At 35.7% G+C, this 24493-nt stretch carries 24 protein-coding genes; 18 read left to right on the forward strand and 6 right to left on the reverse strand.

Translation table 11 applies throughout. The features are described from left to right. The first annotated feature begins 10 nt into the window (after positions 1 to 10). The 3 genes from BUC16_RS11835 to BUC16_RS11845 all read left to right on the forward strand — a co-directional run bounded on the left by BUC16_RS11835 (position 11) and on the right by BUC16_RS11845 (position 2292). The gene (locus BUC16_RS11835; protein WP_073370839.1) at positions 11 to 463 is read left to right on the forward strand and encodes a 2-dehydro-3-deoxyphosphooctonate aldolase; all 453 of its coding nucleotides are present in this window, start codon (positions 11 to 13) and stop codon (positions 461 to 463) included. Between the two features lie 61 nt (positions 464 to 524). Beyond that, positions 525 to 1343 carry a 3-deoxy-8-phosphooctulonate synthase gene (gene kdsA, locus BUC16_RS11840; RefSeq protein ID WP_073370840.1) on the forward strand — a complete coding sequence of 273 codons (819 nt, stop codon included), beginning with the start codon at positions 525 to 527 and terminating at the stop codon, positions 1341 to 1343. A gap of 13 nt (positions 1344 to 1356) precedes the next feature. Then, the gene (locus BUC16_RS11845) at positions 1357 to 2292 is read left to right on the forward strand and encodes a hypothetical protein (protein WP_073371233.1); all 936 of its coding nucleotides are present in this window, start codon (positions 1357 to 1359) and stop codon (positions 2290 to 2292) included. A gap of 43 nt (positions 2293 to 2335) precedes the next feature. Here the strand turns inward: BUC16_RS11845 and BUC16_RS11850 are convergent, their stop codons facing one another. Beyond that, positions 2336 to 2686: a DUF1801 domain-containing protein gene (locus BUC16_RS11850; RefSeq protein WP_073370842.1), complete on the reverse strand. Its 351-nt coding sequence runs from the start codon at positions 2684 to 2686 to the stop codon at positions 2336 to 2338. 75 nt (positions 2687 to 2761) lie between these two features. On the opposite strand from BUC16_RS11850, the gene BUC16_RS11855 reads away from it, so the two are divergent. The 8 genes from BUC16_RS11855 (at position 2762) to BUC16_RS11890 (ending at position 8248) form a co-directional block, all read left to right on the forward strand. Then, the gene (locus BUC16_RS11855) at positions 2762 to 3385 is read left to right on the forward strand and encodes a hypothetical protein (protein WP_073370844.1); all 624 of its coding nucleotides are present in this window, start codon (positions 2762 to 2764) and stop codon (positions 3383 to 3385) included. A 2-nt stretch (positions 3386 to 3387) separates the two neighbouring features. Continuing rightward, the gene (locus BUC16_RS11860) at positions 3388 to 3684 is read left to right on the forward strand and encodes a winged helix-turn-helix domain-containing protein (RefSeq protein WP_073370846.1); all 297 of its coding nucleotides are present in this window, start codon (positions 3388 to 3390) and stop codon (positions 3682 to 3684) included. Positions 3685 to 3739: 55 nt separating this feature from the next. Then, positions 3740 to 4063 (forward strand): hypothetical protein, encoded by a 324-nt coding sequence (locus BUC16_RS11865; protein WP_073370847.1) that lies wholly within the window; start codon positions 3740 to 3742, stop codon positions 4061 to 4063. Between the two features lie 2 nt (positions 4064 to 4065). Then, positions 4066 to 5430, forward strand: a complete 1365-nt coding sequence (creD, locus tag BUC16_RS11870) for a cell envelope integrity protein CreD (protein WP_073370849.1) — start codon at positions 4066 to 4068, stop codon at positions 5428 to 5430. A 127-nt stretch (positions 5431 to 5557) separates the two neighbouring features. Next, entirely contained in the window at positions 5558 to 6178 is a 621-nt protein-coding gene (locus BUC16_RS11875; RefSeq protein WP_073370851.1) for a hypothetical protein, read from the forward strand. Between the two features lie 45 nt (positions 6179 to 6223). Then, complete coding sequence (locus tag BUC16_RS11880) at positions 6224 to 6718, forward strand: GNAT family N-acetyltransferase (RefSeq protein ID WP_073370852.1); 495 nt, start codon at positions 6224 to 6226, stop codon at positions 6716 to 6718. A 50-nt stretch (positions 6719 to 6768) separates the two neighbouring features. After that, positions 6769 to 7296, forward strand: coding sequence for a menaquinone-dependent protoporphyrinogen IX dehydrogenase (gene hemG, locus BUC16_RS11885; RefSeq protein WP_073370854.1), 528 nt, complete (start codon positions 6769 to 6771; stop codon positions 7294 to 7296). 157 nt (positions 7297 to 7453) lie between these two features. Then, on the forward strand, positions 7454 to 8248 hold the full coding sequence (locus tag BUC16_RS11890) for a transglutaminase domain-containing protein (protein ID WP_141226149.1): 795 nt from the start codon (positions 7454 to 7456) through the stop codon (positions 8246 to 8248). A gap of 52 nt (positions 8249 to 8300) precedes the next feature. Here the strand turns inward: BUC16_RS11890 and BUC16_RS11895 are convergent, their stop codons facing one another. Beyond that, complete coding sequence (locus BUC16_RS11895; RefSeq protein ID WP_073370859.1) at positions 8301 to 8846, reverse strand: nuclear transport factor 2 family protein; 546 nt, start codon at positions 8844 to 8846, stop codon at positions 8301 to 8303. Between the two features lie 310 nt (positions 8847 to 9156). Between BUC16_RS11895 and pepT the strand changes: the two genes are divergently transcribed. Continuing rightward, complete coding sequence (gene pepT, locus BUC16_RS11900) at positions 9157 to 10404, forward strand: peptidase T (protein ID WP_073370863.1); 1248 nt, start codon at positions 9157 to 9159, stop codon at positions 10402 to 10404. A gap of 169 nt (positions 10405 to 10573) precedes the next feature. After that, positions 10574 to 11008: a hypothetical protein gene (locus BUC16_RS17495; protein WP_084546181.1), complete on the forward strand. Its 435-nt coding sequence runs from the start codon at positions 10574 to 10576 to the stop codon at positions 11006 to 11008. Between the two features lie 151 nt (positions 11009 to 11159). On the opposite strand, the gene BUC16_RS11910 is transcribed toward BUC16_RS17495, so the two are convergent. From BUC16_RS11910 to BUC16_RS11920, 3 genes are read right to left on the reverse strand one after another with little or no spacing between them, the layout of a single operon-like run. Beyond that, entirely contained in the window at positions 11160 to 11894 is a 735-nt protein-coding gene (locus BUC16_RS11910) for an alpha/beta hydrolase (RefSeq protein ID WP_170860872.1), read from the reverse strand. 4 nt (positions 11895 to 11898) lie between these two features. After that, positions 11899 to 12420 (reverse strand): DUF8685 domain-containing protein, encoded by a 522-nt coding sequence (locus BUC16_RS11915; protein ID WP_073371236.1) that lies wholly within the window; start codon positions 12418 to 12420, stop codon positions 11899 to 11901. A 1-nt stretch (position 12421) separates the two neighbouring features. Beyond that, positions 12422 to 12928 carry a peptidylprolyl isomerase gene (locus tag BUC16_RS11920; protein ID WP_073370865.1) on the reverse strand — a complete coding sequence of 169 codons (507 nt, stop codon included), beginning with the start codon at positions 12926 to 12928 and terminating at the stop codon, positions 12422 to 12424. Between the two features lie 186 nt (positions 12929 to 13114). Here BUC16_RS11920 and uvrA point away from each other — a divergent pair, with 186 nt between their 5' ends. The 5 genes from uvrA to BUC16_RS11945 all read left to right on the forward strand — a co-directional run bounded on the left by uvrA (position 13115) and on the right by BUC16_RS11945 (position 22914). Next, positions 13115 to 15946, forward strand: coding sequence for an excinuclease ABC subunit UvrA (gene uvrA, locus BUC16_RS11925; RefSeq protein WP_073370867.1), 2832 nt, complete (start codon positions 13115 to 13117; stop codon positions 15944 to 15946). Positions 15947 to 16038: 92 nt separating this feature from the next. Continuing rightward, positions 16039 to 16461: an endonuclease domain-containing protein gene (locus BUC16_RS11930; RefSeq protein WP_084546185.1), complete on the forward strand. Its 423-nt coding sequence runs from the start codon at positions 16039 to 16041 to the stop codon at positions 16459 to 16461. A 253-nt stretch (positions 16462 to 16714) separates the two neighbouring features. After that, complete coding sequence (locus tag BUC16_RS11935) at positions 16715 to 17443, forward strand: LOG family protein (protein WP_073370868.1); 729 nt, start codon at positions 16715 to 16717, stop codon at positions 17441 to 17443. Between the two features lie 44 nt (positions 17444 to 17487). Next, the gene (locus BUC16_RS11940; RefSeq protein ID WP_317614995.1) at positions 17488 to 20316 is read left to right on the forward strand and encodes a gluzincin family metallopeptidase; all 2829 of its coding nucleotides are present in this window, start codon (positions 17488 to 17490) and stop codon (positions 20314 to 20316) included. A gap of 186 nt (positions 20317 to 20502) precedes the next feature. Further along, on the forward strand, positions 20503 to 22914 hold the full coding sequence (locus BUC16_RS11945) for an alpha-ketoacid dehydrogenase subunit alpha/beta (protein WP_073370872.1): 2412 nt from the start codon (positions 20503 to 20505) through the stop codon (positions 22912 to 22914). A gap of 99 nt (positions 22915 to 23013) precedes the next feature. On the opposite strand, the gene BUC16_RS11950 is transcribed toward BUC16_RS11945, so the two are convergent. Further along, the gene (locus BUC16_RS11950) at positions 23014 to 24486 is read right to left on the reverse strand and encodes an oligosaccharide flippase family protein (RefSeq protein ID WP_073370873.1); all 1473 of its coding nucleotides are present in this window, start codon (positions 24484 to 24486) and stop codon (positions 23014 to 23016) included. Between the last annotated feature and the right edge of the window lie 7 nt (positions 24487 to 24493).

A 24493-nucleotide genomic window follows, 5' to 3' on the forward strand; every position in this document is an offset into this window, starting at 1 on the left:
AAATACACTTATGAAAAAAATAGCCTCGTTTATTGCATTACTGCTTATCGCCACATCCTGTGTAAGCACCAAATCAACACTAAAAAACGTGGATGACAATGCTCCCACTCCACAACTAAAAAACAACATCTTTGTCATTACTGAATACAGCAAAGACAAAAAGTACGGTTACAACAAAGATTATCCCATCAATATTTTTTACGGAAACACCACCAAAAACGAAATCATCAACCAACAGCGTTTCTTGAATGCCTTGGCCGGTCCAAATGGTGAAAAAATCACTTATACCAAACTGGAAAGTTGTTGTCCATTTCCAACAAAAAGAAGCGACATGGGTGCCGGTTTACTGGAAGTGTATGAATTAAAATGGGAAGGACAGAAAACTCCAGTCACCCTATATTTGAACATTTACGAAAAAGGACTTTTGAAGGTTCCAGTGGGATTGTCCTTGAAAAAAAATTAACTCTAAACTTAAATCGTAAACCATAAATCCTGACTATCTTTGCGCTTTCAAAAATCACGTTATGAACATACAGCATATTCCACAAATCAAACATACCGATAGTGGCAACTTCTTTTTATTGGCTGGCCCTTGTGCCATTGAAGGCGAAGAAATGGCGATGCGAATTGCCGAAAAACTAGTGGGAATCTCCGATAAGTTAGAAATTCCTTATGTTTTCAAAGGTTCTTTCAAGAAAGCCAATCGTTCTCGAATTGACAGTTTTTCAGGAATTGGAGACGAAAAAGCTTTACGAATTCTTCGCAAAGTTTCTGAAACTTTTGGCGTTCCCACCGTTACCGATATTCACACCAATGAAGATGCCGTTATGGCTGCCGAATATGTGGATGTGTTGCAAATTCCCGCTTTTTTGGTTCGTCAAACCGATTTAGTTGTGGCTGCTGCCAATACCGGAAAAGTTGTGAATCTAAAAAAAGGCCAATTCATGAGTCCTGAAAGCATGAAACACGCCGTACAAAAAGTATTGGATTGCAACAACCAAAACGTGATGGTAACCGATCGTGGAACCATGTTTGGCTACCAAGACATGATTGTTGATTTTCGTGGAATTCCAACCATGCAACAATATGCCAGCACGGTTCTTGACGTGACCCATTCCTTGCAACAACCCAACCAAACTGCCGGAGTGACTGGTGGAAGACCCGACATGATTGAGACCATTGCCAAAGCAGGAATTGCCGTGGGCGTGGATGGAATTTTTATAGAAACCCATTTTGATCCTGCCAATGCCAAAAGTGATGGTGCCAATATGTTGCATTTAGATTACTTCGAAGCTTTAATGACCAAGTTGGTTGCGATTAGAAAAACCATCAATCAATTTTAATTCAATCTCAAAAGTGAAAACAAACATTTTAAATTTTTCGTTTTTAATACTCTTCGTTTCCATCAATTCATTCGCACAGAATGACACCATCAAAAAAGAGAATGACACTATCAAAATAGAAAGATATACCAGCCACAACAAGGGAAAATTCACCGTTTCTTGGGGAGGAAACCGAGAAAAGTTTACCGAATCAGACATTCATTTTATGGGAGATGATTACAATTTTGTGGTAGCCAATGCCAAGGCTCATGACAAACCAAAAGGCTGGCATGTGGACTACATCACCCCAGGCCGAATGACGGTTCCTCAAACCAATTTTAAAATGGGTTATTTTGTGACTGACCATTACAGTGTTTCTATAGGTATTGATCACATGAAATATGTAATGACACAAAACCAAACGGCCAATGTTACCGGAATCATTAATTTACCTGCAGAACAATCTGGATCTTATTACAACGGAGGTTATAATAATACACCTGTAGATATGTCCCAAAATGGTGCTCAGGAAGGTGGTTTTGAGGAAGGTACAACTCAGGAAGGTATTCCTGCTTTTCTAATGTTCGAACATACAGACGGATTGAATTATGTTTACAGCGAAATCGCTAGACAAGACGATATTTCGCATTGGTTTGGCATTACAAACACAGACAAGATACAGATAAACATCAACGAAGGTTTTGGAATAGGATTATTATATCCAAAAACCAATACCACCCTTTTGGGCAAAGAAAGATACGACGAATTTCACGTATCGGGTTATGGAACTTCAATCAAAGCTGGAATCAACTTGACTATTTTCAAATATTTTACCATTGAAGGCGCATTAAAAGGCGGTTACATCAATATGCCAGATATTCGAACTACACAAAGTACATCAGACAAGGCAAAACAAGAGTTCTTCTTTGGAGAAACCATCATTGCTTTTGGAGGAATCTTTAGAATATAAATCCATTTCAAGTTCTATTAAAAATCTCCTTCGGGAGATTTTTTTATTTATACAAAGTTTGGGCTTCCCGAATTACGTCTTTCAAAACATCATTGTCAATAACTTCCAGATTATAATAACGAAGCGATTTTACGGTGTTTCTATTTTCGGATTCAAGAAATTTTTGGTTTCCTTTCAGTTTAAAACCTCTGGCAAAACCGGCATCAACAAAACCTTTCTTGTGATTGGGTGCCAGATAACAAAATGGCTTTTTATTGTAATAGAAATAAGGAATCCCATACTTGAACAACAACTCCAAATCGGGAATTTCACGTTTAAAAACACTAATCAAATGCAGTAAAATCGATTGGTATTTCTCGGGTTGGCGAAAGATATATTCCTCTGTTAATTTCATTTTGTAAAAATAATTAAAAAAACAGTGTACAATTCAAATATTATCATTTACTTTGTAATTCAAAGTACTTTAAAAATGGAAAACGAAAAATACCTTAACGACATTTCTGAAATTAAAAATTTAATGGATAAATCGTCTCGATTCATTTCATTGAGTGGACTTTCTGGAATTTTGGCGGGTCTGTATTGCTTGATTGGAGCTGGACTCACGTATAAAATAATTTATTTTGACACGACAACATTAGGAAACTATGGCGATTTAATCATCACTGAAACAACACTACTCCAACTTTTCATCATTGCTGCAACAGTAATTGTGTTGTCGTTAGTAACTGCCATCGTTTTAAGTATTAGAAAAGCTAAAAAAAGCAACGACAGGATTTGGAATACTTCCACGAAACGATTGCTAATCAATTTTATGATTCCATTTTTGTCTGGCGGTATTTTTATTTTGTTTTTAATCGAAAAAGAAATATTGGGATTGGTTGCTCCATTAACATTGATTTTTTACGGTTTGGCTTGTGTAAATGCGAGCAAATATACCCTTGGCGATATTCGCTATTTAGGAATTTCGATGATACTTTTAGGCTTGCTTTCTACTTGGTTTTTGGGATATGGTTTGCTGTTTTGGGCATTGGGTTTCGGAGTTTGCCACATTCTTTATGGTTCCATAATGTATTACAAATACGATAGAAAATAATTTTGAAAAACATCATCCAAAATATAAACAAAGCTTTTGATCATAGAATACGACTGGGAATCATGTCGGTTTTGATGGTCAATGAATCTGCCGATTTCAGTACACTGAAAGAACTTTTGGGCGTTACCGACGGAAATCTGGCCAGCCATACCAAGGCATTGGAACTCGAAAATTATATCGCCATTGAAAAACAATTCATCGGCAAAAAACCAAACACCAGTTACAGGGCATCCAAAGAAGGAAGAAAAGCATTCCAAGAACACATTGAGGCTCTTGAAAAATTAATTCAAAAACGATAACAGTATTTTTTTTTTCATTTACTTTGAAATTCAAAGTACTTTTAGAAAACAAATTATGGAAACACCAACATTTGAACCATCTCTCAAAGGAAAATTTTCGACAGAATTGGCAATTACATCCTTTGCAATAGGAACAGTTTTATTGGTAATCCAAAAACTTGCTCCCTACAATTTTGCAATTCTATTCATAGGCTTTTTTTATGTTCTTTTTGCCATACTGGTCAATGGAATAATGCTAATAAGCCTCGCTTATCACTTCATTATTTTACCCAAGTATAGAGATTATATTGCCATTAAGATCTTGATTCTGTTGGCAAATATTCCTATTACCATCTTGTATATTCTAATCGTATTCAATATCAATCTTTTAAATCTTTAATCATGGAAACACCAGAAAATCAAAATGTAATATCTAATTTCATTAAATCCAACACTGCCAAAATGATCATGGTTGGCATGCTGACACTCGTTTTACTTATTCCACTCGAATTCGTAAAAAACTTGATTGCCGAAAGGTCGCAAAGACAAGAAGAAGTCATAACCGAAATCAATGATAAATGGGGAGGAAACGTCTTTCTGTATGGTCCAATATTGAAAGTTCCCTACACCTATTATGAAGAAACACTTTCTATAAACGAAAAAACAAAAGAAACCGTAAAGCAGAGAAAAGCTTACACCAACTACGCCTACTTTTTCCCTGAAGAACTCAAGGCAAAATCGAATGTAACCACCAAAGTCTTGAACAGAAACAATTATGAATCGGTGGTTTTTAGTTCCAAAATGAAGTTTGAGGGCAATTACATTCATCCGGATTTCAGCAGCAAAAACATTGTAAACGAAGATATTCAGTGGAATAAAGCCACAATTTTGATACAAACCACCAATTTGAAAAGCATCAAAGACGAGGTGAAAATCAATTTTGGAAACACCAATTTGACCTTTGAACCCGTTTACAATTCGAACTCAAAAGTAACCACCGAAGCCTTGGAAACTGGTTATATCGATTTGGGCAAAATACTGAATCAAGGAAAAACCGCCTTCCATTTCGACATCTCTTACAATGGAAGCCAACAATTAAAAATGGTTCCCATCGGGAAAACCACGCAGTTGAGTATGGAATCCAATTGGGCATCGCCAAGTTTTACCGGCAATTTTCTTCCGGATGACAAGACCAAACAAATCAGCGCCAATGGATTTGTGGCCAATTGGAAAATTCTGCATATCAACAGGTCTTTTTCGCAACAAACTTTCAATAATTTGCCGGATTTAAGCCAATATGCTTTTGGCGTTGATTTCGTGATTCCCGTAAACCAATACCAGCAAAACGAACGAGCCTCGAAATATGGTTTCTTGGTTATCGGCTTGACTTTCCTAATTTTCTTCTTGATACAATCGATAAGTAAAATCAAGATTCACATCTTCCAATATACAATGATTGGACTTTCATTAATTATGTTTTACACCTTGTTGATTTCGATTACGGAACACAGCAGTTTTATGAAAGCCTACATCATTGCCGGAATTTCGGTAATTACGCTAATCACGCTGTATTCTATTTCTATATTAAAAAACAGGAAGTTCCCACTATTTATAGCTGCTTCGCTTGGCTCTTTATACACTTTTCTGTATGTAATTATCCAGTTGGAAAACTATGCTTTACTGGTGGGAAGCATCGGATTGTTTGCCATTCTTGCCGCCGTAATGTATTTTTCCAGAAAGATTGATTGGAGCAACGGGAATTCTTAATTTATCTCTAAAATCAAAAAAAAAAGAACTCTTTACTTAATTGTTTTGAGTTCTTTTTTTTGTACATTATTGTAATAATTTATCCTTACTTTAGTGGGGTAAATAAGGAACCTTATTTTTTAGCCTAATGCCAAATGGATTTGGGAAAATTGCGGCCATTTTTTTGGCTGTTATAACAGAAGTTGTGCGTCATACTAAAAACCGAATCGGAGAAATGGAATTACTTATAATACTTTATACCATTGTCACTTTCTTAATTGGAATACCAATTGGTATTTCATATTTAATTTATCGATGGATTAAGAAAAGAGAATTTGACAAAATGTATAGATTATTAGCACTTATTCCATTGATTATTGTTGGATATTTCATTTATGATGCTATTTATCCTGATACCGATTTTTACAAAACCGACTTTCAAGAAGTAACAGAAATGGAATTTCCAGAAAATGGTGAAATAATTTATAAAACTGCTTCATTTCCTGACCAATTTGGAGATTATACATCTTCATTTTTAGCTGAATTTGACAAAGAATATATTAAAAAACTTGAAGCAAATCTGAAAAATAAAAGCTTTGTTAAGGAAGAAGACAAAATGAGCTCAAATGAACTCTATTATATAGAAAACCGAAAAGGCAATATAAAATATTCAGCAGAATATAGTAAAGATTTAGATGGAGGGAAATATTATTCAGTCGGATTTTTAAATGATAATAAATCTGTAATAGTTACAAGAGTAAGTTGGTGAAAGTACAAAAGCACAACAACACGGAAAGAAACAACATCAAACAAAATGAAACTACCACCATACAACATTTTTCCAAATATCACAGGCGACAAAATTTACCTAAGACAAATTCTGATATCGGACATTAAAGACCTTGTCGAAATTTCGTTTTATGACGCTGTTCAAGCCACAACAGTAAAACAGGCGACAGTAATGCAAGTTAAAATCAACCAAGATTATATTGACGGTAATTCAATTCATTGGGGAATTGCAGACCAATTAACGAATAAAATTGTAGGGACTTGCGGTTACTATCGTGGACTTGACAAAGGAGAAGGCGAATTGGGTTGCGTTTTATTACCTCCATACCGAGGACAAGGTTATATGACTTCTGCAATGGCATTAGCCATTGAATTTGGATTAAATACTATTGGACTAAAACGTATTTGGGCAGCAACAAGTCAACAAAACAAGGAAGCAATTAAGCTTCTTGAACGGCTTAACTTTATAAAAATTGCCGATTTGGACGACAATGAAGTTGAATACGAATTAAAAAAATAATACCTTCTGGTAGTTTTAAAAGTTAACTCATCCCTAAATCCTTGACCAAAATGAACTCAAAAATTGGAATTCTATACGCCACGGTTGATGGACAAACCCTGAAAATCTGTAATGTAATCAAGGAAGTTTTGATCGAAAAGGGCAACTCGGTCGAATTGTTCTCCATTGATGATTTTGACCGCAAAATAGCTGATTTTGACAAGTTCGTGATAGGTTCCAGCATTCGCTACGGAAAACACAATCCAAAAATAATTGAGTTTATAAAAGAACATAAACAAGAATTAGACAACACCCAAAACGCCTTCTTTTCGGTCAATCTTGTGGCCCGAAAACCGGAAAGAGCCACACCGGAAACCAATCCTTATTTTATCAAATTCCTTGAAACCATTGATTGGATTCCCAATATATCGGCAGTTTTTGCAGGCAAACTCGATTATCAAAAATATCCTTTTACCGACAGATTGATGATTCAATTGATTATGTGGATGACCAAAGGCCCCACAAATTCCAAAACAAAAATAGAATACACCGATTGGGACAAAGTCAAAGAATTTGCGGTTTTACTGAACAATTTCTAACATTTGGCCGAGTATTTTATTCATTTACACCTTTTTTGAAGAGTTTTTAAAAAATTTATCCTTACTTTAGATTTCAATTACACATAGAAAACCCCCAAAATCTATTGTGTAGCCTTTTTATTTCTAAACAAATTTTGGTCTAAATTCATCGTCAAAAATGGGTAAAACTCTAAATTGGTACTTAAGAAGACATCCGCTATTATACAAAATTAGATATCGATTAGTGTCTAAAAAAGTTTCTTTGGATAAAATCGAAAATTTTTGCTACAATGATTTAAACCTAAAAACCAATATTCCTCCCCTATTTTTTGAAATAAACCATTTAATATTTAATGGTGTTGGCAAGGATTTAAGCGATTTTGAAAAAGCCAAAACAATTGCCATTTGGTTAAAAAAAAATATAAAAGGCGGACCAGGATTAGGCAAATCATCGACAAGGGCTTTGCAGAAAATGATCAATGGCGAAGGCGGCGTTTGCAGTGATTTCTCCCAGATTTATTCCAATTTTTGCGTCATCAACGACATAAAAGTCAAGGAATGGGGCATGAAAAGTTTGTCGAACGAATCAAGCGTTTCCGGAGGACATTCATTTAATGAAGTGTATTCGAAAGAACTTCAAAAATGGATTATGATAGATGTGGCAAAATCCATCCTTTTTTATGATGCAAATAAAAACAATCCCTTGTCAACGTTGGAATACATTGATTTTAAAAAAGAAGAAAAAGAAATCAACATTGTATCCATTTATGAAAATGACACCTTTGACAACAGCAATGCAAAGAATATCTTCCTGATTTCAAAATCCCTCCCTTTCCTCATTACGAATTACGACAATCAAACCTATGATTATTTTCTGGACAAACTGGATTTTTTTCCAGAGTCAATTGTACATGGAATATTGATTTTCATTGGGAAAAGTTATACTTTTGAGTTTCCAACAAAAGAGAATTAGCAAAAAAAAAACGGCACTAAAAGCACCGTTTCAAGTTTCCATTAATCTAAAATTATTTCTTTGGCTTCATGGCAGCCATAATAGGCACGCGATCCACAAACTGATTTACCTCATCTACCTTGTCATTCTCGTCAAAATGATAGAGAATGTGCATCCATTGTGTCATTGATGAACCTCCTTTATATTTGGCAGTTACTTCATACCAACCCATAAGCCAAATACCCGGTTTTTCCATTTGTTGTGGTTTGTTGATTTTTATTGGCAACCAAATCTCATTTTTAAAACTAATAGTTTCTACAACATTTAATCTTCTATTTCTCCAATACTCGTCTATTGCAGGTTTGCCAACCAAGCTGTCTCCTCCATTCCAATAGTATTTTGCATTATCGGCAAAGTTAGACATCCATCCATCCATGTCTCCACTAGCCATGGCGGCCATTGCTTTCTTGCCTATTTCGGTGTACTTGGCATCGGCAAATTCTACTGGAGAAGCAGATTCTGCAGTTTTAGGTTCGTTTGCCGCTGGTTCGGCAGCAGTTTCTTTTTTGCACCCTACAAAAAGGAACGCACACAAAACAACTAAAAATAGTTTTTTCATAATTCAAAATTTTAAGTTAGTGATATATAAACAGTTCTAAAAAAAATTATTTGGAAAATACTTTAAAAAAAGGGGATATAAATTTAACAATAAAAAAGTAGTTTTTTAGAAATAAGCACAAAATACCATCTTAAAACATATTGACTACCAGTGTTTTACATAAAATAACTTACGAAAAATAATCAAAAAACAGAGTGCTTTTAAAAAGGATTTCCATAGCCTTCGTAGAAATAACCGCATATCCCAAAAGCGATTCAAAGAAGTAATTCTCTCCTAAAAAATTGATTATATTTGTATAAAAAAATTCAAAATGCAACATATCATTGACCGCTTCATAAGCTACGTCGTCATAGACACCGAATCGGATTCCAATTCACAAACTACGCCAAGCACCAAAAAACAATGGGATTTAGCCAATAAATTGGTCGAAGAACTGAAAAGCATTGGGATGAAGGATGTAACCATCGACAAGAAAGCCTACATAATGGCCACTTTGCCATCCAATGTTGACCACAAAGTACCAACCATAGGTTTTATTTCCCACTTTGACACCTCTCCTGATTTTAGTGGTGCCAATGTAAAACCACAGATTGTTCCCAATTATGATGGTGGCGATATTGTATTAAATGCCGAGCAAAATATAATTTTATCCCCAAAATATTTCAAGGACTTGCTGCAATACAAAGGACAAACCTTGATTACCACAGACGGAACCACGCTTCTTGGTGCCGATGACAAAGCCGGAATCACCGAAATCGTGACCGCAATGGAATTCCTGATAAATAATCCAGAAATCGAACACGGAAAAATCAGGGTTGGTTTTACACCCGACGAAGAAATTGGCCGTGGAGCCCATCATTTTGATGTCGAAAAATTTGGTTGCGATTGGGCTTACACCATGGACGGAAGCCAAGTGGGAGAGCTGGAATACGAAAATTTCAATGCTGCTGGAGCCAAAATCACTTTCAAGGGGAAAAGCGTTCATCCGGGTTATGCCAAAGATAAAATGATTAATTCGATGCTCATCGCCAATGATTTCATCAATGAATTACCAAAAGGAGAAACACCACAAGAAACTAGGGGTTACGAAGGATTTTTTCACGTACACCATCTAAAGGGAAGCATTGAAGAAACAGTTCTGGAACTCATTATTCGCGATCACAACAAGAAAAAATTCGAAAAGCGTAAAGAATTAATTGACAAAATCGCCAAAAAAATCAACAAGAAATTTGCCAAGAAATTCGGAGAAGACATTGTCATTGCCGAGGTGAAAGACCAATATTACAACATGAAAGAAAAGGTTTTACCTGTCAAACATATTGTGGACACAGCCGAAACTGCCATGAAACAATTAAAAATAAAACCGCTCATAAAACCCATTCGAGGCGGAACCGACGGTTGCCAATTATCATACAAAGGCTTGCCTTGCCCCAATATTTTTGCGGGTGGTCATAACTTTCACGGAAAATATGAATATGTTCCCGTAGAAAGCATGCAAAAAGCAGTTGATGTCATCGTGAAAATTGCAGAATTAACCGCAAATCCCATCATTAAATAAAATTATTAAAAATTCAACAGAATTATCAAAAACCATCGAATGATGGTTTTTTTTTGAAAAAAATTTAAGGATAAACTTAACATTGGCGAATTGTTTTAATGATTATATTTGATAGTAATTTATTAACCGTTGATTTACATTTAACTAACCTTTTAAAGATTATAGAATTATGGAAGAAAACAAAGAAGAAATTGCAAGTGAAATTACCCCGGAAAAGACCGAGGTAGTTCCAACACCAAAACCTAGAAAACCTAGAATCAGCAGATCAACTAAAGTAGTGGAACCAGCCATTGAAGTTCCCGTGGCGGAAGAAAATCAAGAAGAACCTTTTTTGGAGGAACTTGATTCTTTAATAGAATTGGAACCTGTAAAAGAAAAAAAAGACAAGAAAAAGAAAAAAAACAAGATGAAAGAAAAGGAGAAAGAGAAGTCCAAAAAAGCTAAAGCAAAAGAAAAAGCCAAGGCTAAAGCCAAAAAGGCGAAAAAAGCCAAAAAGGAAAAAGCTAAAAAAGCAAAAGTAAAAGCCAAGGCCAAAGAAAAAAAGGCTAAAGCAAAAGCCAAAAAAGCCAAGAAAAATAAAAAGAATAAAAACAAGAAAAAATAAGAGATTTCCTTTACTGAATTCTCAATAAAAAGTCCCGATTCTAATTTATGAGAATTGGGACTTTTTTTATCGTGATTTCTTGAAAAAACAATCCCAAACAAACAACATCAACCAATGATAATTCACCAGTTTTTAAGTCTGCCAGGATTATTTACTGTTTTATAAATGCCAAAATAAGCTGCAGCGTTTCTGCTTGTTGCTGTTCTCTGTCAATGGTTGCCCAGTTGTCTCCCAGCTGAAATCCGTAATACCCAAATTGGGAATGGTTTGCCCCATTTATTTTTACAAATTTTGTGGTAGCAGGCAGTTTGGATTTGTTCTTAATTATGGATTTCTCATCAGCCACGCCATCATTGGAACCGTAAATTTTCATTATGGGAATTGTGCTATTGGCAAGCGAAATATCTCTTGGATGCGTAGTTCCAATCAATATCAATTTATCAATCAGGTTCGGATTTTCATACGCAAATTGTGCTGCCATTTTTGCTCCCAATGAATGTCCTGCCAAAATATACGTCTTGTTGGTGTCGGCGAACAATTTTAATTCCTTCGGAAGATTATATCCTTTAGAAGCCAATCGCCACGGCATTTTTATCAGATATACTTTAATGTTGTTGTTCGCTATTTTTCTGCAAATCGGAACATAAGCTTTCGTTTCAACCATAGCACCCGGAAAAAAGACCAACACTTCTTCACCTTCTTTTACAGGTTCAAACGAATAAAAATCGCTGCTTTCTTTCACCGTGATACTTTCGTTGTTTTGCAATAAACTTTCATCAACACCACTGGATTGAAATGAATAAAATTGCCAAAACATAAAAATAAAGACCGCCGAAAACCATATTGTTTTTAAAGTTTTTTTAATGTTGTGTTTTTTGGTTGTCATTTTTTCACTTGGATTTCTCTCCAACAAAATAATCGTTTGAGTTTTTGAACAAGACATTAAAAGTGGTCAAACTTCCATAGATTCTGGTGATGTATTGTTGCAAATCGATTTTCTCGGCTTCATCAAGATTACTGGAATTAATTTTTTGTTCCATCACTCTTATTCTATCGCGAACCATCGTGATTTTATGAAAAAAAGTATCAATGGGTACTTCTTTATTTGCGGTTGCTGTACCTGGTTCCAAAATGATTTTACCACCTTTCCATTTATCCGCGATTGGGACAATTTGGGAAACATCGCTCCATTTTTGCAGCAAATTTTTCAATGATTTTTCGACATCACGAAAACTAACCGAATCTACTTCGTCTTCAACAGCTTCAATGATTTCAAAATTGCTGTCTATTTCAATGGTTTCCAATCCATCTTCTATAAAAGTAACCCAATACTGTTTTGAAGTTACATTCGTTACTACTCCAAGACCTAAATCTGGATGTTTTATGCGTGATCCAATTCCTAAAATATTCATATTAATTCTCATTTAAAATATACGTTATTTTTGTTTTTTCTATATCATCAAAAGTTTTCAAAACTACATAAAACCAGTTATTCGCAGGAATATCTACTGTAAAAATCGAGCCCTTTTTATGTTTTAAAATTTCATCTTGAAAAGATTTTTCCATTTGACCTTCATCAAACCAACCCAAATCTCCATCTTTTGCATTGTCCATAGTATATTTGTTTGCTAATGCTGCAAACGAAATTCCGTTGCCGTACTCTGAAATTATTTTCTTTCTCAAAGCTTCAATTTCTTCTATTTTTAATTTAGAACCATCTAAATAAATGTAACTCACTCTCATTGATTTACATTTAGCAAATGCAATTGATTTTGAAATTGACTTCAATTTATTTACATAATAATTAACGCTGTCTTTTGGAGTAATAATTTCCTTTGAAATAGTATTCGATTCCTGCGAAAACAAGAAATTAAAATTAAATATCGCTAGGACATAAAACATTCTTTTTAAATCAATCATAATACATATATTTTCTTCAAATATAAAGATCTTAAACAAATTTAAACCATTAAGTAATTCAGAAAATTCAGCATTTATTTGATTTGAAATTAGACGTTTGTTTGAACAATCAAAAACCAATTCTTTTACTTAGCCATACCATAAAGTTACTCTTAAAATGGTAACTTTGCGTTTTGCCAAAATTCTATGCTAGAAAACGATAACAACATTGAAGTATTGGGTGCGCGAGTACACAATCTAAAAAATATAGACGTCCGCATTCCACGGGAAAAACTGGTAGTAATTACGGGGCTTTCAGGTTCGGGAAAATCATCTTTAGCTTTCGATACAATTTATGCCGAAGGACAACGCCGTTATGTAGAAACTTTTTCGGCTTATGCCCGACAATTTTTGGGTGGTTTGGAACGTCCCGATGTCGATAAAATTGATGGTCTTTCTCCTGTAATTGCCATCGAACAGAAAACAACCAGTAAAAGTCCGCGCTCGACCGTTGGAACTATTACCGAAATTTATGATTTCCTGCGTTTGCTGTATGCTCGTGCGGGCGATGCCTACAGTTACAACACAGGCGAAAAAATGGTATCGTATGACGATGAGCAAATTAAAGATTTGATTACCCAAGATTTTGCTGGGAAACGTATCAATATTTTGGCTCCAATTATTCGTGCCAGAAAAGGACATTATGCAGAATTGTTTCAGCAAATTGCTAAACAAGGTTTTTTGAAAGTTCGTATTAATGGCGACATCAAAGACATTACTACAGGAATGAAACTCGACCGTTACAAAACTCACGACATCGAAATCGTGATTGACCGAATGGTTATCGAAGATACTCCCGACAACGAAAAACGTCTGACTGAAAGCATCAAAACAGCAATGTACCAGGGAGAAAATGTCCTGATGATTTTAGATCAGGACACGAATGAAATTCGGTTTTTCAGTCGGAACCTGATGTGTCCATCCACTGGAATTTCGTATCAGAATCCGGAACCTAATTTGTTTTCATTCAACTCACCAAAAGGAGCTTGTGATCATTGCAAAGGTTTAGGAACGGTAAACGAAATCAACCTCAAAAAGATTATTCCCAATCCGAAATTGTCTATAAAAAGTGGCGGTTTTGCACCTTTGGGCGAATATAAAAGCAGTTGGATTTTCAAGCAACTGGAAATCATTGGTGAAAAGTACAATTTCAAACTGACCGATGCTGTCGAAACCTTTTCCGAGGAAGCGATGGAAATGATTTTGAATGGCGGGAAAGAAAAATTCTCAGTTGAATCAAAAGTTTTAGGTGTTACCAAAGAATATAAAATTGAATTTGAAGGAATTTCTCATTTCATCAAAAACCAACACGACGAAAGTGGTTCAACCACCATAAAACGCTGGGCAAAAGAATTTATGGACGAGGTGAAATGTCCTGTTTGCGAAGGTTCACGATTGAAAAAAGAAGCCTTGTTTTTCAAAATCAATGAGAAAAATATTGCCGAATTGTGTGATATGGACATTTCGGATGTAACGGCCTGGTTTTTGGAATTGAACAATCATTTATCGGTAAAACAAAAAACTATCGCTACTGAAGTTATCAAGGAAATCAAAGACAGATTAGCCTTTTTGATGAATGTTGGCTTGGATTATCTGGCGTTAAGCCGAAGTTCCAAATCACTTTCGGGAGGGGAAGCACAACGCATCCGATTGGCTACCCAAATTGGTTCACAGTTGGTAGGAGTTTTATATATTCTGGATGAACCGAGTATTGGTTTGCACCAAAGAGACAATGACAAATTGATTCATTCATTAGAACAATTACGTGATATTGGCAACTCTGTAATCGTGGTTGAACACGATAAAGATATGATTGAACGAGCCGATTATGTAATTGATATTGGTCCAAAGGCGGGCAAATATGGTGGTGAAATCATCAGTATTGGAACGCCTGCCGAAACTTTACAATCCAATACGATTACTGCGCAATATCTGAATGGCAAAATGAAATTGGAAATTCCTGCAACACGCCGCGAAGGCAACGGAAATTTCCTTAAACTAACCGGAGCAACAGGAAACAACCTAAAAAACGTTTCGATTGATTTGCCTTTGGGTAAAATGATTTGCATCACCGGAGTTTCGGGAAGCGGGAAATCGACTTTGATTAATGAAACTCTCTACCCTATTTTGAACGCTTATTATTTTAATGGCGTCAAAAAACCGCAGCCTTACAAGAAAATTGAAGGTTTGGAACATATCGACAAAGTAATTGATATTGACCAAAGCCCGATCGGAAGAACACCTCGTTCAAACCCTGCTACTTATACGGAAGTTTTTAGCGAAATCAGAAATCTGTTTACGATGACTTCGGAGAGTATGATTCGTGGTTATAAAGCAGGACGTTTTAGCTTTAATGTAAAAGGCGGACGTTGTGAAACCTGCGAAGGTTCTGGAGTTCGAACGATTGAAATGAATTTTTTACCTGATGTTTATGTGGAATGTGAAACCTGTCAGGGAAAACGTTTTAACAGAGAAACTTTGGAAATCAGGTACAAAGGAAAATCCATTTCAGATGTGTTGAATATGACGGTGGATGAAGCGGTTCCTTTCTTTGAAAACATTCCAAAAATTTACCGAAAAGTAAAAACAATTCAGGATGTTGGTTTGGGTTATATTACTTTGGGACAACAAAGCACGACACTTTCGGGTGGTGAAGCACAACGTATCAAACTGGCTGGGGAATTATCTAAAAAAGATACCGGGAATACGTTTTATATTTTGGATGAACCTACGACGGGATTGCATTTTGAAGATATTAGAGTTTTGATGGAAGTGATTAATAAACTGGTGGACAAAGGAAATACCATCCTAATTATCGAACACAATATGGACGTCATCAAACTGGCGGATTACATCATCGATATCGGTCCTGAAGGCGGAAAAGGCGGTGGCGAAGTGGTCGCCAAAGGAACTCCTGAAGAAATTAGTAAAAATAAGAAAAGCTATACGGCGCAGTTTTTGAAAAAAGAGTTATTTTAATTCCCCTCCTTTGGAGGGGTGCCTGAAAGGGCGGGGTGGTCTTTTGCTGCTGTTGATTTTTTCTGTAAATTCAAAAAAAAAAAGTAAATGGTATGAAAAACGATAAAGAAATAACTGCTTATATAAATGGGCAGCCCATATATAGAAACTTTATCGAAAACCTACCTTACAACATAAAACTAAAACCCCGAGCCCGAGCCTTACGCAAAGCAGGTGTATTATCGGAAGTCATTTTTTGGTTGCAAGTTCACAAAGAGATGTTTTGGAAGATTGACTTTGACAGACAAAGAATTATAGGCAATTATATCGTAGATTTTTATGTAAAAACCTTAGGATTAGTAATCGAAATTGACGGTTCTAGTCATAACAACAAAGAAACATACGACCAAAAAAGGGAAGATTACCTCATTTCATTAGGATTAAGAGTATATAAAATTTCGGATTTAAGAGTGAAGCACGATTTGAATAATGTGATGATGGAATTAGAAAAATATATTGTTGATGAATTCGGATGAAATGACATTGACTAAAAAACAACCCCGCCTTTCAGGCACCCCTCCTGAGGAGGGGAAAAACAAACAAAATAATTTTTACCAAAATTATTAAAAATAAGAAAAGTTATACGGTGCCGTTTTTAAAAAAAGAGTTAACTTAGTGAAACATCTTTTTCAAAGTTGAAAGTTGAATTTAAAACAGATGCCCTGGTCTTGATGGACACGAGCGCAACGAACTGACTAAGTAAACTGCTCCAAATTAAAAAACACGAAAATGAGATTAGAAGATTTTGATAACGACGAGGATAAAGTAATTCAGGATAAACTGAAAAGAAAAACTTGGAACGAGATTCGAACCAATGACAGTTGGGGGATTTTCAAGATTATGTCCGAATTTGTAAACGGATATGAAACTATGGGTCGCATTGGACCATGTGTCACTATTTTTGGTTCGGCAAGAATAAAACCAGAGGATAAATATTATTTATTGGCAGAAAAAATTGCTTACAAAATAAGCAAAGCGGGTTACGGAATCATTACTGGTGGCGGTCCAGGAATTATGGAAGCGGGCAATAAAGGGGCGCATCTTGGCGGTGGAACTTCGGTGGGATTGAATATAGAATTGCCTTTTGAGCAGCATTTCAATCCGTATATCGACCACGACAAGAACCTGAATTTCGATTATTTCTTTGTCAGGAAAGTGATGTTCGTGAAATATTCGCAAGGATTTGTGGTAATGCCTGGAGGTTTTGGCACTTTGGACGAAATGTTTGAAGCCATAACCTTGATCCAAACTAAAAAAATTGGAAAATTCCCGATAATATTGGTTGGAACCACATTTTGGTCAGGATTGATAGAGTGGATAAAAACGGTTTTGGTAGAACAAGAAAAAACAATAAGCGCAACCGATTTGGAGTTGTTCAAAATTGTGGATACCGAAGACGAAGTGGTTGATGTTCTGGACAAATTCTACAAAAAATACGATTTGTCACCCAATTTTTAAACCAACTTATTGCTGTTTTTCATATCACTCTTTAAAAGAACTAATTGAAAACATTCCATAAAAATATCATTTTTATCCTTGTTTTATTTACTTCGTTACAACATTATGGGCAGCATAATTCCCATATGGTTGTCGAGGTAAATACAGCAAAAAAAACGCTGACTGTTCAACAGGAATTGGTGTTTTTTAATCAGTCGGAAGATACTTTGACCACGATTGTCTTGAATGATTGGATGAATGCGTATTCGTCCAAAACATCGCCTTTGGCCAAACGTTTCTCGGATGAGTTTTACAGGGGATTTCATCTGGCCAAAGATGGAGAAAGAGGAAGTACCAATAATTTAACTATTTCCAACCTTGACAAAAAACCCCTTTCTTGGGTAAGAACCAAAAAAAATCCAGATTTAATAACACTCATATTAGGGACTAAATTAGCTCCAAACCAAAAAATATCTTTGCATCTTTTCTATATAGTGAAGATTCCTAGCGATAAATTTACCAGCTATGGTTATACTGACCTTGGTGGAATGAACCTTAAAAACTGGTTTCTTACTCCTGCCCGATACGAAAATCACGCTTTTGTCAAAAACAGCAATTACAATCTGGACGATATTGCCAATGCCGTTTCCGATTATGAGATCAATCTCATCATTCCAAAAAAACTAGAACTGACTACCGATTTATTAAGCAGCAAAACCCAACAAACCGAAGTCTTTTCATTTTATAAACTGACCGGAAACAACCGAACCGATTTTAATCTTTTTTTGGAACCAAAAGCATCTTTTCGAAGCTACAAAAACAGTTCCGTTGAAGTATTGACCAATATAAAAGGCTTCAGGGCCGACGAAATTAAAAAAGCAATTGCCATTGACAAAATCGTTAATTACACAAACAATTTAATTGGCAAATATCCTTTTGAAAAAATAACCGTTTCACAGGCAGAGTACAATCGCAACCCTTTTTATGGACTGAACCAACTGCCCTCTTTCTTTGTTCCGTTTCCCGATGAATTTCTTTTTGAAATTAAATTCATGAAAACCTATTTGAATAATTATCTCAAAAACGTCTTGAAATTGGATCCTCGAAAAGACAACTGGATTTATGACGGAATCCAGGTGTATTGCATGATGCGCTACATTGAAGAAAACTACCCCGACTGCAAAATGATGGGACGTGTTTCGGATTATAAATTATTTAAGGGATTTAATTTGTTGAACTTGGATTTCAACGAACAATACAGCTATTTTTATTTGTTGATGGCTCGAAAAAATTTGGATCAACCTCTTGGAGCGCCAAAAAACACCCTGATAAAATTCAATGAACAAATTGCCAGCAAATACAGGGCAGGATTGAGTTTGATTTATTTAGACGAATATATCGGCAACCAATTCATGTCCAAAAGTGTTCAGCAATTCAATACCAAAAACAAGGAAAAACAAACCACCAGAAATGATTTTGAAACGGTATTAAAATCGAACACAAATAAAGATATAGACTGGTTTTTTAATACCATTATCGATTCGCGGCAAATTATTGATTACAAGTTTTCGAACGTGTCAAAAACCAAGGACAGTGTTGCGTTTTCCATTAGAAACCGAACCAATGTATCTGTTCCAATTCCAATTTATGGAATAAAAAATGATACCATTGTTTTCAAGAAATGGATAGAAACCACCCAAAAAGATTCGGTATATAAATTCGAAAGAAAGGATGCCCAAAAAATTGTCATCAACTACAAGAACGAAGTTCCCGAATTTAATTTAAGAAATAACTGGAAGAAAATAGAAGGAATTTTTCCAAATAATCGCCCCATAAAATTTGCCTTTGTCAAAGATTTGGAGGATCCATATTACAATCAGATTATTTATGCGCCCATATTGACCTACAATGTTTATGACGGTATTTCACCCGGAATGCGGTTCCACAACAGGGCCATTTTAAACCGACCTTTTGTTTATGACATCAACCCTACTTATTCCATAAAGTCAGAAACGGTAACTGGCTCAGCGGTATTTATCGTCAATAAAGATTACAGGAACAGCAATTTATATAACGTAAAGTATTCTGTCAGCGGCAATTATTTTCATTATGCGCCAGATGCAACCTATCTAAAAATCAATCCCATGGTGCTGATGCAAATACGTGAAGAAAATTTTAGAGACAACCGAAAACAGATGATTTATGCTCGACATGTACTCGTCGAAAGGCAAAAAAGTGAAATTGTCATAGACAACTCGCTCGAAGATTATTCCGTTTTCAACCTGAAATACATCAACTCCAAAACAGAAGTTACCAATCACATCAGCTTCACGGCCGATGTCCAGTTTTCGGGGGAATTTGGAAAAGTATCGACTGAAATTCAATTCAGGAAACTTTTTGAAGACAATCGTCAAATCAATTTGCGAATATTTGCCGGAAGTTTTTTATACAACACCAGTAATTCTGACTTTTTTAGTTTTGCATTAGACAGACCCACGGATTATCTTTTTGACTATGCTTATTTAGGAAGATCATCAGACACAGGTCTTGTTAGTCAAGAATTCGTCCTGGCTGAAGGGGGATTCAAATCGAAATTGGACACGCCTTATGCCAACCAATGGATTGCCACCTTAAATGCAGGTTACTCCATTTGGAATTGGATAGAAGCCTATGGTGACGTGGGTTTTGTGAAATATACGCAGCAAAAACAGCACTTTGTTTACGACAGTGGAATTCGATTTAATTTACTAACCGATTATTTCGAATTGTATTTTCCTGTGTATTCCAATAACGGTTGGGAAGTTGCACAACCCCATTATGGCGAAAAAATAAGATTTGTAATCACGCTTAACCCTAACAAGCTGGTGTCTCTTTTTACCAGAAAGTGGTTTTAATTCCAGGGAAAAATACATAAAATTACACTATTGCAAATCATTAGACGATTTACATATAAATAATCCAAAGAAAATATCAATATTCAAAAAAATATTACCAAAAATTAAATTGCATTTCGTTTGATGAATTATGAAAAATAGCTAGTTTTTAAGTAAATTTGCATCGTTAAGCTATCCTTTTCAATTATGATAAAAGAAAAAACCAATACTACATTGACTTTTGACGACTTCAAAACCGAAGTATTAAATGATTATAAAATCGCAATAACAAGCAGGGAATGTAGTTTATTGGGACGTAAAGAGGTTTTGACAGGAAAGGCAAAATTTGGAATTTTTGGCGACGGAAAGGAAGTTCCTCAATTAGCGATGGCAAAGTCATTCAAAAACGGGGATTTTCGTTCAGGATATTATCGCGACCAAACCTTCATGATGGCTATTGGAGAATTAACCCTTCAACAGTTCTTCGCAGGATTATACGGCCACACCGATATTTCTCAGGAACCCATGTCGGCAGGAAGGCAAATGGGCGGTCATTTTATGACACACAGTTTGAATGAAGATGGCAGTTGGAAAAATTTGGCCCAACAAAAAAATTCCAGTGCCGATATTTCTCCAACAGCAGCACAAATGCCACGTATGTTGGGATTGGCACAAGCATCAAAAATATATAGAGAAATACCGGAAATTACCAATAAAGAAAACTTTTCCATTGATGGAAATGAAATTTCATGGGGAACCATTGGAAATGCAAGTACTTCCGAAGGTTTGTTTTTCGAAACCATAAATGCAGCCGGAGTGTTGCAAGTACCCATGGTTTTGAGCGTTTGGGATGATGAATACGGGATTTCGGTTCACGCCAAACATCAAACAACCAAAGAAAGCATATCCGATATTTTAAAAGGCTATCAACGAGAAGGAGATAGCAACGGTATCGAAATTCTTAAAGTAAAAGGTTGGGATTATCCCGGTTTGATTGAAACTTATGAAAAAGCGGCCAATTTAGCCCGTGAAAAACATATTCCAGTACTAATTCACGTTTACCAATTGACGCAACCACAAGGACATTCCAGTTCAGGGTCGCATGAAAGATATAAAGACTCGACAAGACTGGCTTGGGAAAAAGATTTTGATTGCGTTCGCCAAATGAAGCTGTGGATGATTGCCATCAATATTGCCTCTCCAGAAGAGCTGGATGAAATTGATGCCAATGCAAAAAAAGAGGTTCATGAAGCTAAAGTTGCAGCATGGAATGCATTTATTGAACCTATCGTTGAAGAAAAAAAAGAATTGGTTTTGTTATTGGAAAAAATAGCTCCAACAAGTTCCAACAAAGATAAAATACTAAAAATCACCAGTGATTTAAACAAAATAAAAACTCCTTTAAAAAAGGAAATCCTCGTTTCGGCACGCACTGTTTTACGATTGATTGCCCACGAAAGCAATAAAACAGAACTTTCTGCCTGGATTACTTCCTATACCGACAAAACCCAACAAAAATTCAGCAGCAACTTGTTTTCAGAATCTGGCTCGAATGTATTCACTGCAAAAGAAATTTTGCCGGAATACCCAAAAGAAGCAAAAGAAGACACTGATGGCAGAATGATTTTGCGTGACAATTTTGACGCCTTGTTTACCAAATATCCAGAAGCCTTGATTTTTGGCGAAGATGCAGGAAATATAGGAGACGTTAATCAGGGATTAGTTGGATTACAAGAAAAATATGGAGAACTGCGCGTTGCCGACGTTGGCATCAGGGAAGCAACCATTATTGGTCAAGGAATTGGAATGGCTTTGCGAGGACTTCGTCCCATTGCAGAAATCCAATATTTGGACTATTTATTGTATGCCATCCAGATTATGAGCGACGATTTGGCAACTTTGCAATACCGAACTGCAGGAAAACAAAAAGCGCCTTTAATCATCCGAACTCGTGGCCATCGACTGGAGGGAATTTGGCATTCTGGATCACCTATGGGAATGATTATAAATGCCATTAGAGGAATCCATGTCTTGGTACCCAGAAATATGACCAAAGCAGCCGGCTTCTATAACGCTTTATTGGAATGTGACGAACCTGCGCTTGTAGTGGAATGCCTTAACGGTTATCGATTGAAAGAAAAAATGCCACTGAATTATGGCGAATTCAAGACTCCAATTGGGGTAGTTGAAACCCTAAAACAAGGAGCCGACATCACTTTGGTTTCTTATGGTTCCACATTAAGATTGGTGGAACAAGCGGCCAAAGAGCTCTTGAAGGAAACGGGAATTGATTGCGAAATCATCGATATCCAATCCTTGCTCCCATTAGACGTGAATCACGACATCGTGAAAAGTATCGCCAAAACAAACCGATTGTTAATCATAGACGAAGATCTTCCCGGTGGAGCTTCTGCCTATATTTTGCAACAAATTATTGAAGAACAAGACGCTTATAAATATTTGGACAGCAAACCACAAACATTGACGGCAAAAGCACATAGACCCGCTTACGGCACTGATGGTGATTATTTTTCGAAACCATCCATAGAAGATATTTTCGAAAAAGTATATGCGATGATGAACGAGGTAAATCCTTCGAAATATCCTGCTTTGTATTAGAATTATAATAAAATCGTACTATAAAAAAACTTGCCGAATTCTAATTGGTTGATTAGAATTCGGCAAGCTTTTTATTAGGGGTAATGTGGTCAAAAATGGTTACTGTTTCATTAGTTTTAACTTCTTCAAAACAGTATCGATAACATTGTTGATTTCAATGGAAATCACAAACTTGTAATTGAGATAAACGTAAGCAATAGTCAATACTATCGATTTTAAAACTATAGAAATAAAAGGATTAAAAGGAAACTCCCAGAAGTAAAATGCAACAAACAAAACAAAAGTAAGCACAATTGAATACACCGTTTGCATTGTGAAAGGATACAAATGCAGTCGCTTGACAACAAAAAGCAGTTTAGCCACACTATATAAAGTAATGGACAATAAAGTCGCAAATGCAGAACCAATAATTCCAAAAAGAGGAATGAAAATCATGTTCAACACTACCGTTAAAACAACTAAAACCACTCCTAAAAACAATACCATTCTATAGTATTTTGTATTAAAAATAATGGCGTTATTATTGCCCAAAATCAAATCAAAATACTTTGACAATCCAATCATGAAAACCACCAAAATACCTCCGGCATATTCTTTGGGAACCATTTCGTACAACATGTTGATATTCACAAAAATTCCCAACATCACGTAACCGCCCACCACCTGTAAATTGATGGATGTTTTTTTGTATAAAATATCCATTTCATCGTGATTGTTCTCGTGCATCAGTTTTGCAGTAATCGGATAAACAATTTGGTGCATCGCACGACTGGGAACTGAAATAACCAATGCAATGTATGTCGCAACCGAATAAAAAGCAATATTCTCGATATTCATATACTGGTTGAGTATCATTTTATCGCCATCCAAAAGTAAATTAGCCACACTTCCCGACAAAATAATATAAAAAGTATAGGTCAAAATGTCTTTGGTGTTAATTGGAATGGTAAACTGAAAATTTGGTTTCTGGATGCTAAAAGCATAAAACATCGTTACCAAAAGTGCCAAAAGATAAACAACGGCAGTTGCATATACAAAGCCTTCAACAGTTATCCAATTGTAATAAACGGCCATCAACAAAAGCAATGAAGCTGTTCGCAAACCTACTTCCTTGATAAAATTCCCAAAGACGGAATGCATGTGGACCCGCAACCAAGCATAAAAAATTTCGAAATAAGCCATACATATTCCAATAAATGGAATAAGCCAAATATAATTTTTAACAATGGCATTCTTTTTCGACAAGAAAATTAAAATCTCATCATAAAAAACAAGTCCCATCAAGAGCAGTGGAATGATTAACAGCAAGGGAAACAAGACCGTAAAAGACAAGAAACGGGATCGTTCTTCGTCTGTTTTATATTGCGAATAGAATTTGACCAAGGTATTTTGCATTCCAATGGCAAACAATGGCATGATTACATTGGCGCTCGAAGTCACGTAATTTGTCAAGCCGTAAAAAGTTGCTCCAAGAAAAACGGGGTACAAATAAATGGTATTGATTCCGCCAATCGCAAAACCGATGTAAGTTATTATGGTGTTCTTTAAGGACTGATTTAATACTATTCCCATTTATGAG

The sequence above is a fragment of the Flavobacterium fluvii genome (assembly GCF_900129545.1).
In the GTDB taxonomy this organism is placed as follows: domain Bacteria; phylum Bacteroidota; class Bacteroidia; order Flavobacteriales; family Flavobacteriaceae; genus Flavobacterium; species Flavobacterium fluvii.

What these genes read in the sequence shown, in the direction of transcription:
- BUC16_RS11835 (WP_073370839.1), top strand. Translation starts at nt 11, where the DNA reads ATGAAAAAAATAGCCTCGTTTATTGCATTACTGCTTATCGCCACATCC.
- kdsA (WP_073370840.1), top strand. Translation starts at nt 525, where the DNA reads ATGAACATACAGCATATTCCACAAATCAAACATACCGATAGTGGCAAC.
- BUC16_RS11850 (WP_073370842.1), bottom strand. Translation starts at nt 2,686, where the DNA reads ATGAAATTAACAGAGGAATATATCTTTCGCCAACCCGAGAAATACCAA.
- BUC16_RS11855 (WP_073370844.1), top strand. Translation starts at nt 2,762, where the DNA reads ATGGAAAACGAAAAATACCTTAACGACATTTCTGAAATTAAAAATTTA.
- BUC16_RS11865 (WP_073370847.1), top strand. Translation starts at nt 3,740, where the DNA reads ATGGAAACACCAACATTTGAACCATCTCTCAAAGGAAAATTTTCGACA.
- creD (WP_073370849.1), top strand. Translation starts at nt 4,066, where the DNA reads ATGGAAACACCAGAAAATCAAAATGTAATATCTAATTTCATTAAATCC.
- BUC16_RS11875 (WP_073370851.1), top strand. Translation starts at nt 5,558, where the DNA reads ATGCCAAATGGATTTGGGAAAATTGCGGCCATTTTTTTGGCTGTTATA.
- BUC16_RS11880 (WP_073370852.1), top strand. Translation starts at nt 6,224, where the DNA reads ATGAAACTACCACCATACAACATTTTTCCAAATATCACAGGCGACAAA.
- hemG (WP_073370854.1), top strand. Translation starts at nt 6,769, where the DNA reads ATGAACTCAAAAATTGGAATTCTATACGCCACGGTTGATGGACAAACC.
- BUC16_RS11890 (WP_141226149.1), top strand. Translation starts at nt 7,454, where the DNA reads ATGGGTAAAACTCTAAATTGGTACTTAAGAAGACATCCGCTATTATAC.
- BUC16_RS11895 (WP_073370859.1), bottom strand. Translation starts at nt 8,846, where the DNA reads ATGAAAAAACTATTTTTAGTTGTTTTGTGTGCGTTCCTTTTTGTAGGG.
- pepT (WP_073370863.1), top strand. Translation starts at nt 9,157, where the DNA reads ATGCAACATATCATTGACCGCTTCATAAGCTACGTCGTCATAGACACC.
- BUC16_RS17495 (WP_084546181.1), top strand. Translation starts at nt 10,574, where the DNA reads ATGGAAGAAAACAAAGAAGAAATTGCAAGTGAAATTACCCCGGAAAAG.
- BUC16_RS11910 (WP_170860872.1), bottom strand. Translation starts at nt 11,894, where the DNA reads ATGACAACCAAAAAACACAACATTAAAAAAACTTTAAAAACAATATGG.
- BUC16_RS11915 (WP_073371236.1), bottom strand. Translation starts at nt 12,420, where the DNA reads ATGAATATTTTAGGAATTGGATCACGCATAAAACATCCAGATTTAGGT.
- BUC16_RS11920 (WP_073370865.1), bottom strand. Translation starts at nt 12,928, where the DNA reads ATGATTGATTTAAAAAGAATGTTTTATGTCCTAGCGATATTTAATTTT.
- uvrA (WP_073370867.1), top strand. Translation starts at nt 13,115, where the DNA reads ATGCTAGAAAACGATAACAACATTGAAGTATTGGGTGCGCGAGTACAC.
- BUC16_RS11930 (WP_084546185.1), top strand. Translation starts at nt 16,039, where the DNA reads ATGAAAAACGATAAAGAAATAACTGCTTATATAAATGGGCAGCCCATA.
- BUC16_RS11935 (WP_073370868.1), top strand. Translation starts at nt 16,715, where the DNA reads ATGAGATTAGAAGATTTTGATAACGACGAGGATAAAGTAATTCAGGAT.
- BUC16_RS11945 (WP_073370872.1), top strand. Translation starts at nt 20,503, where the DNA reads ATGATAAAAGAAAAAACCAATACTACATTGACTTTTGACGACTTCAAA.
- BUC16_RS11950 (WP_073370873.1), bottom strand. Translation starts at nt 24,486, where the DNA reads ATGGGAATAGTATTAAATCAGTCCTTAAAGAACACCATAATAACTTAC.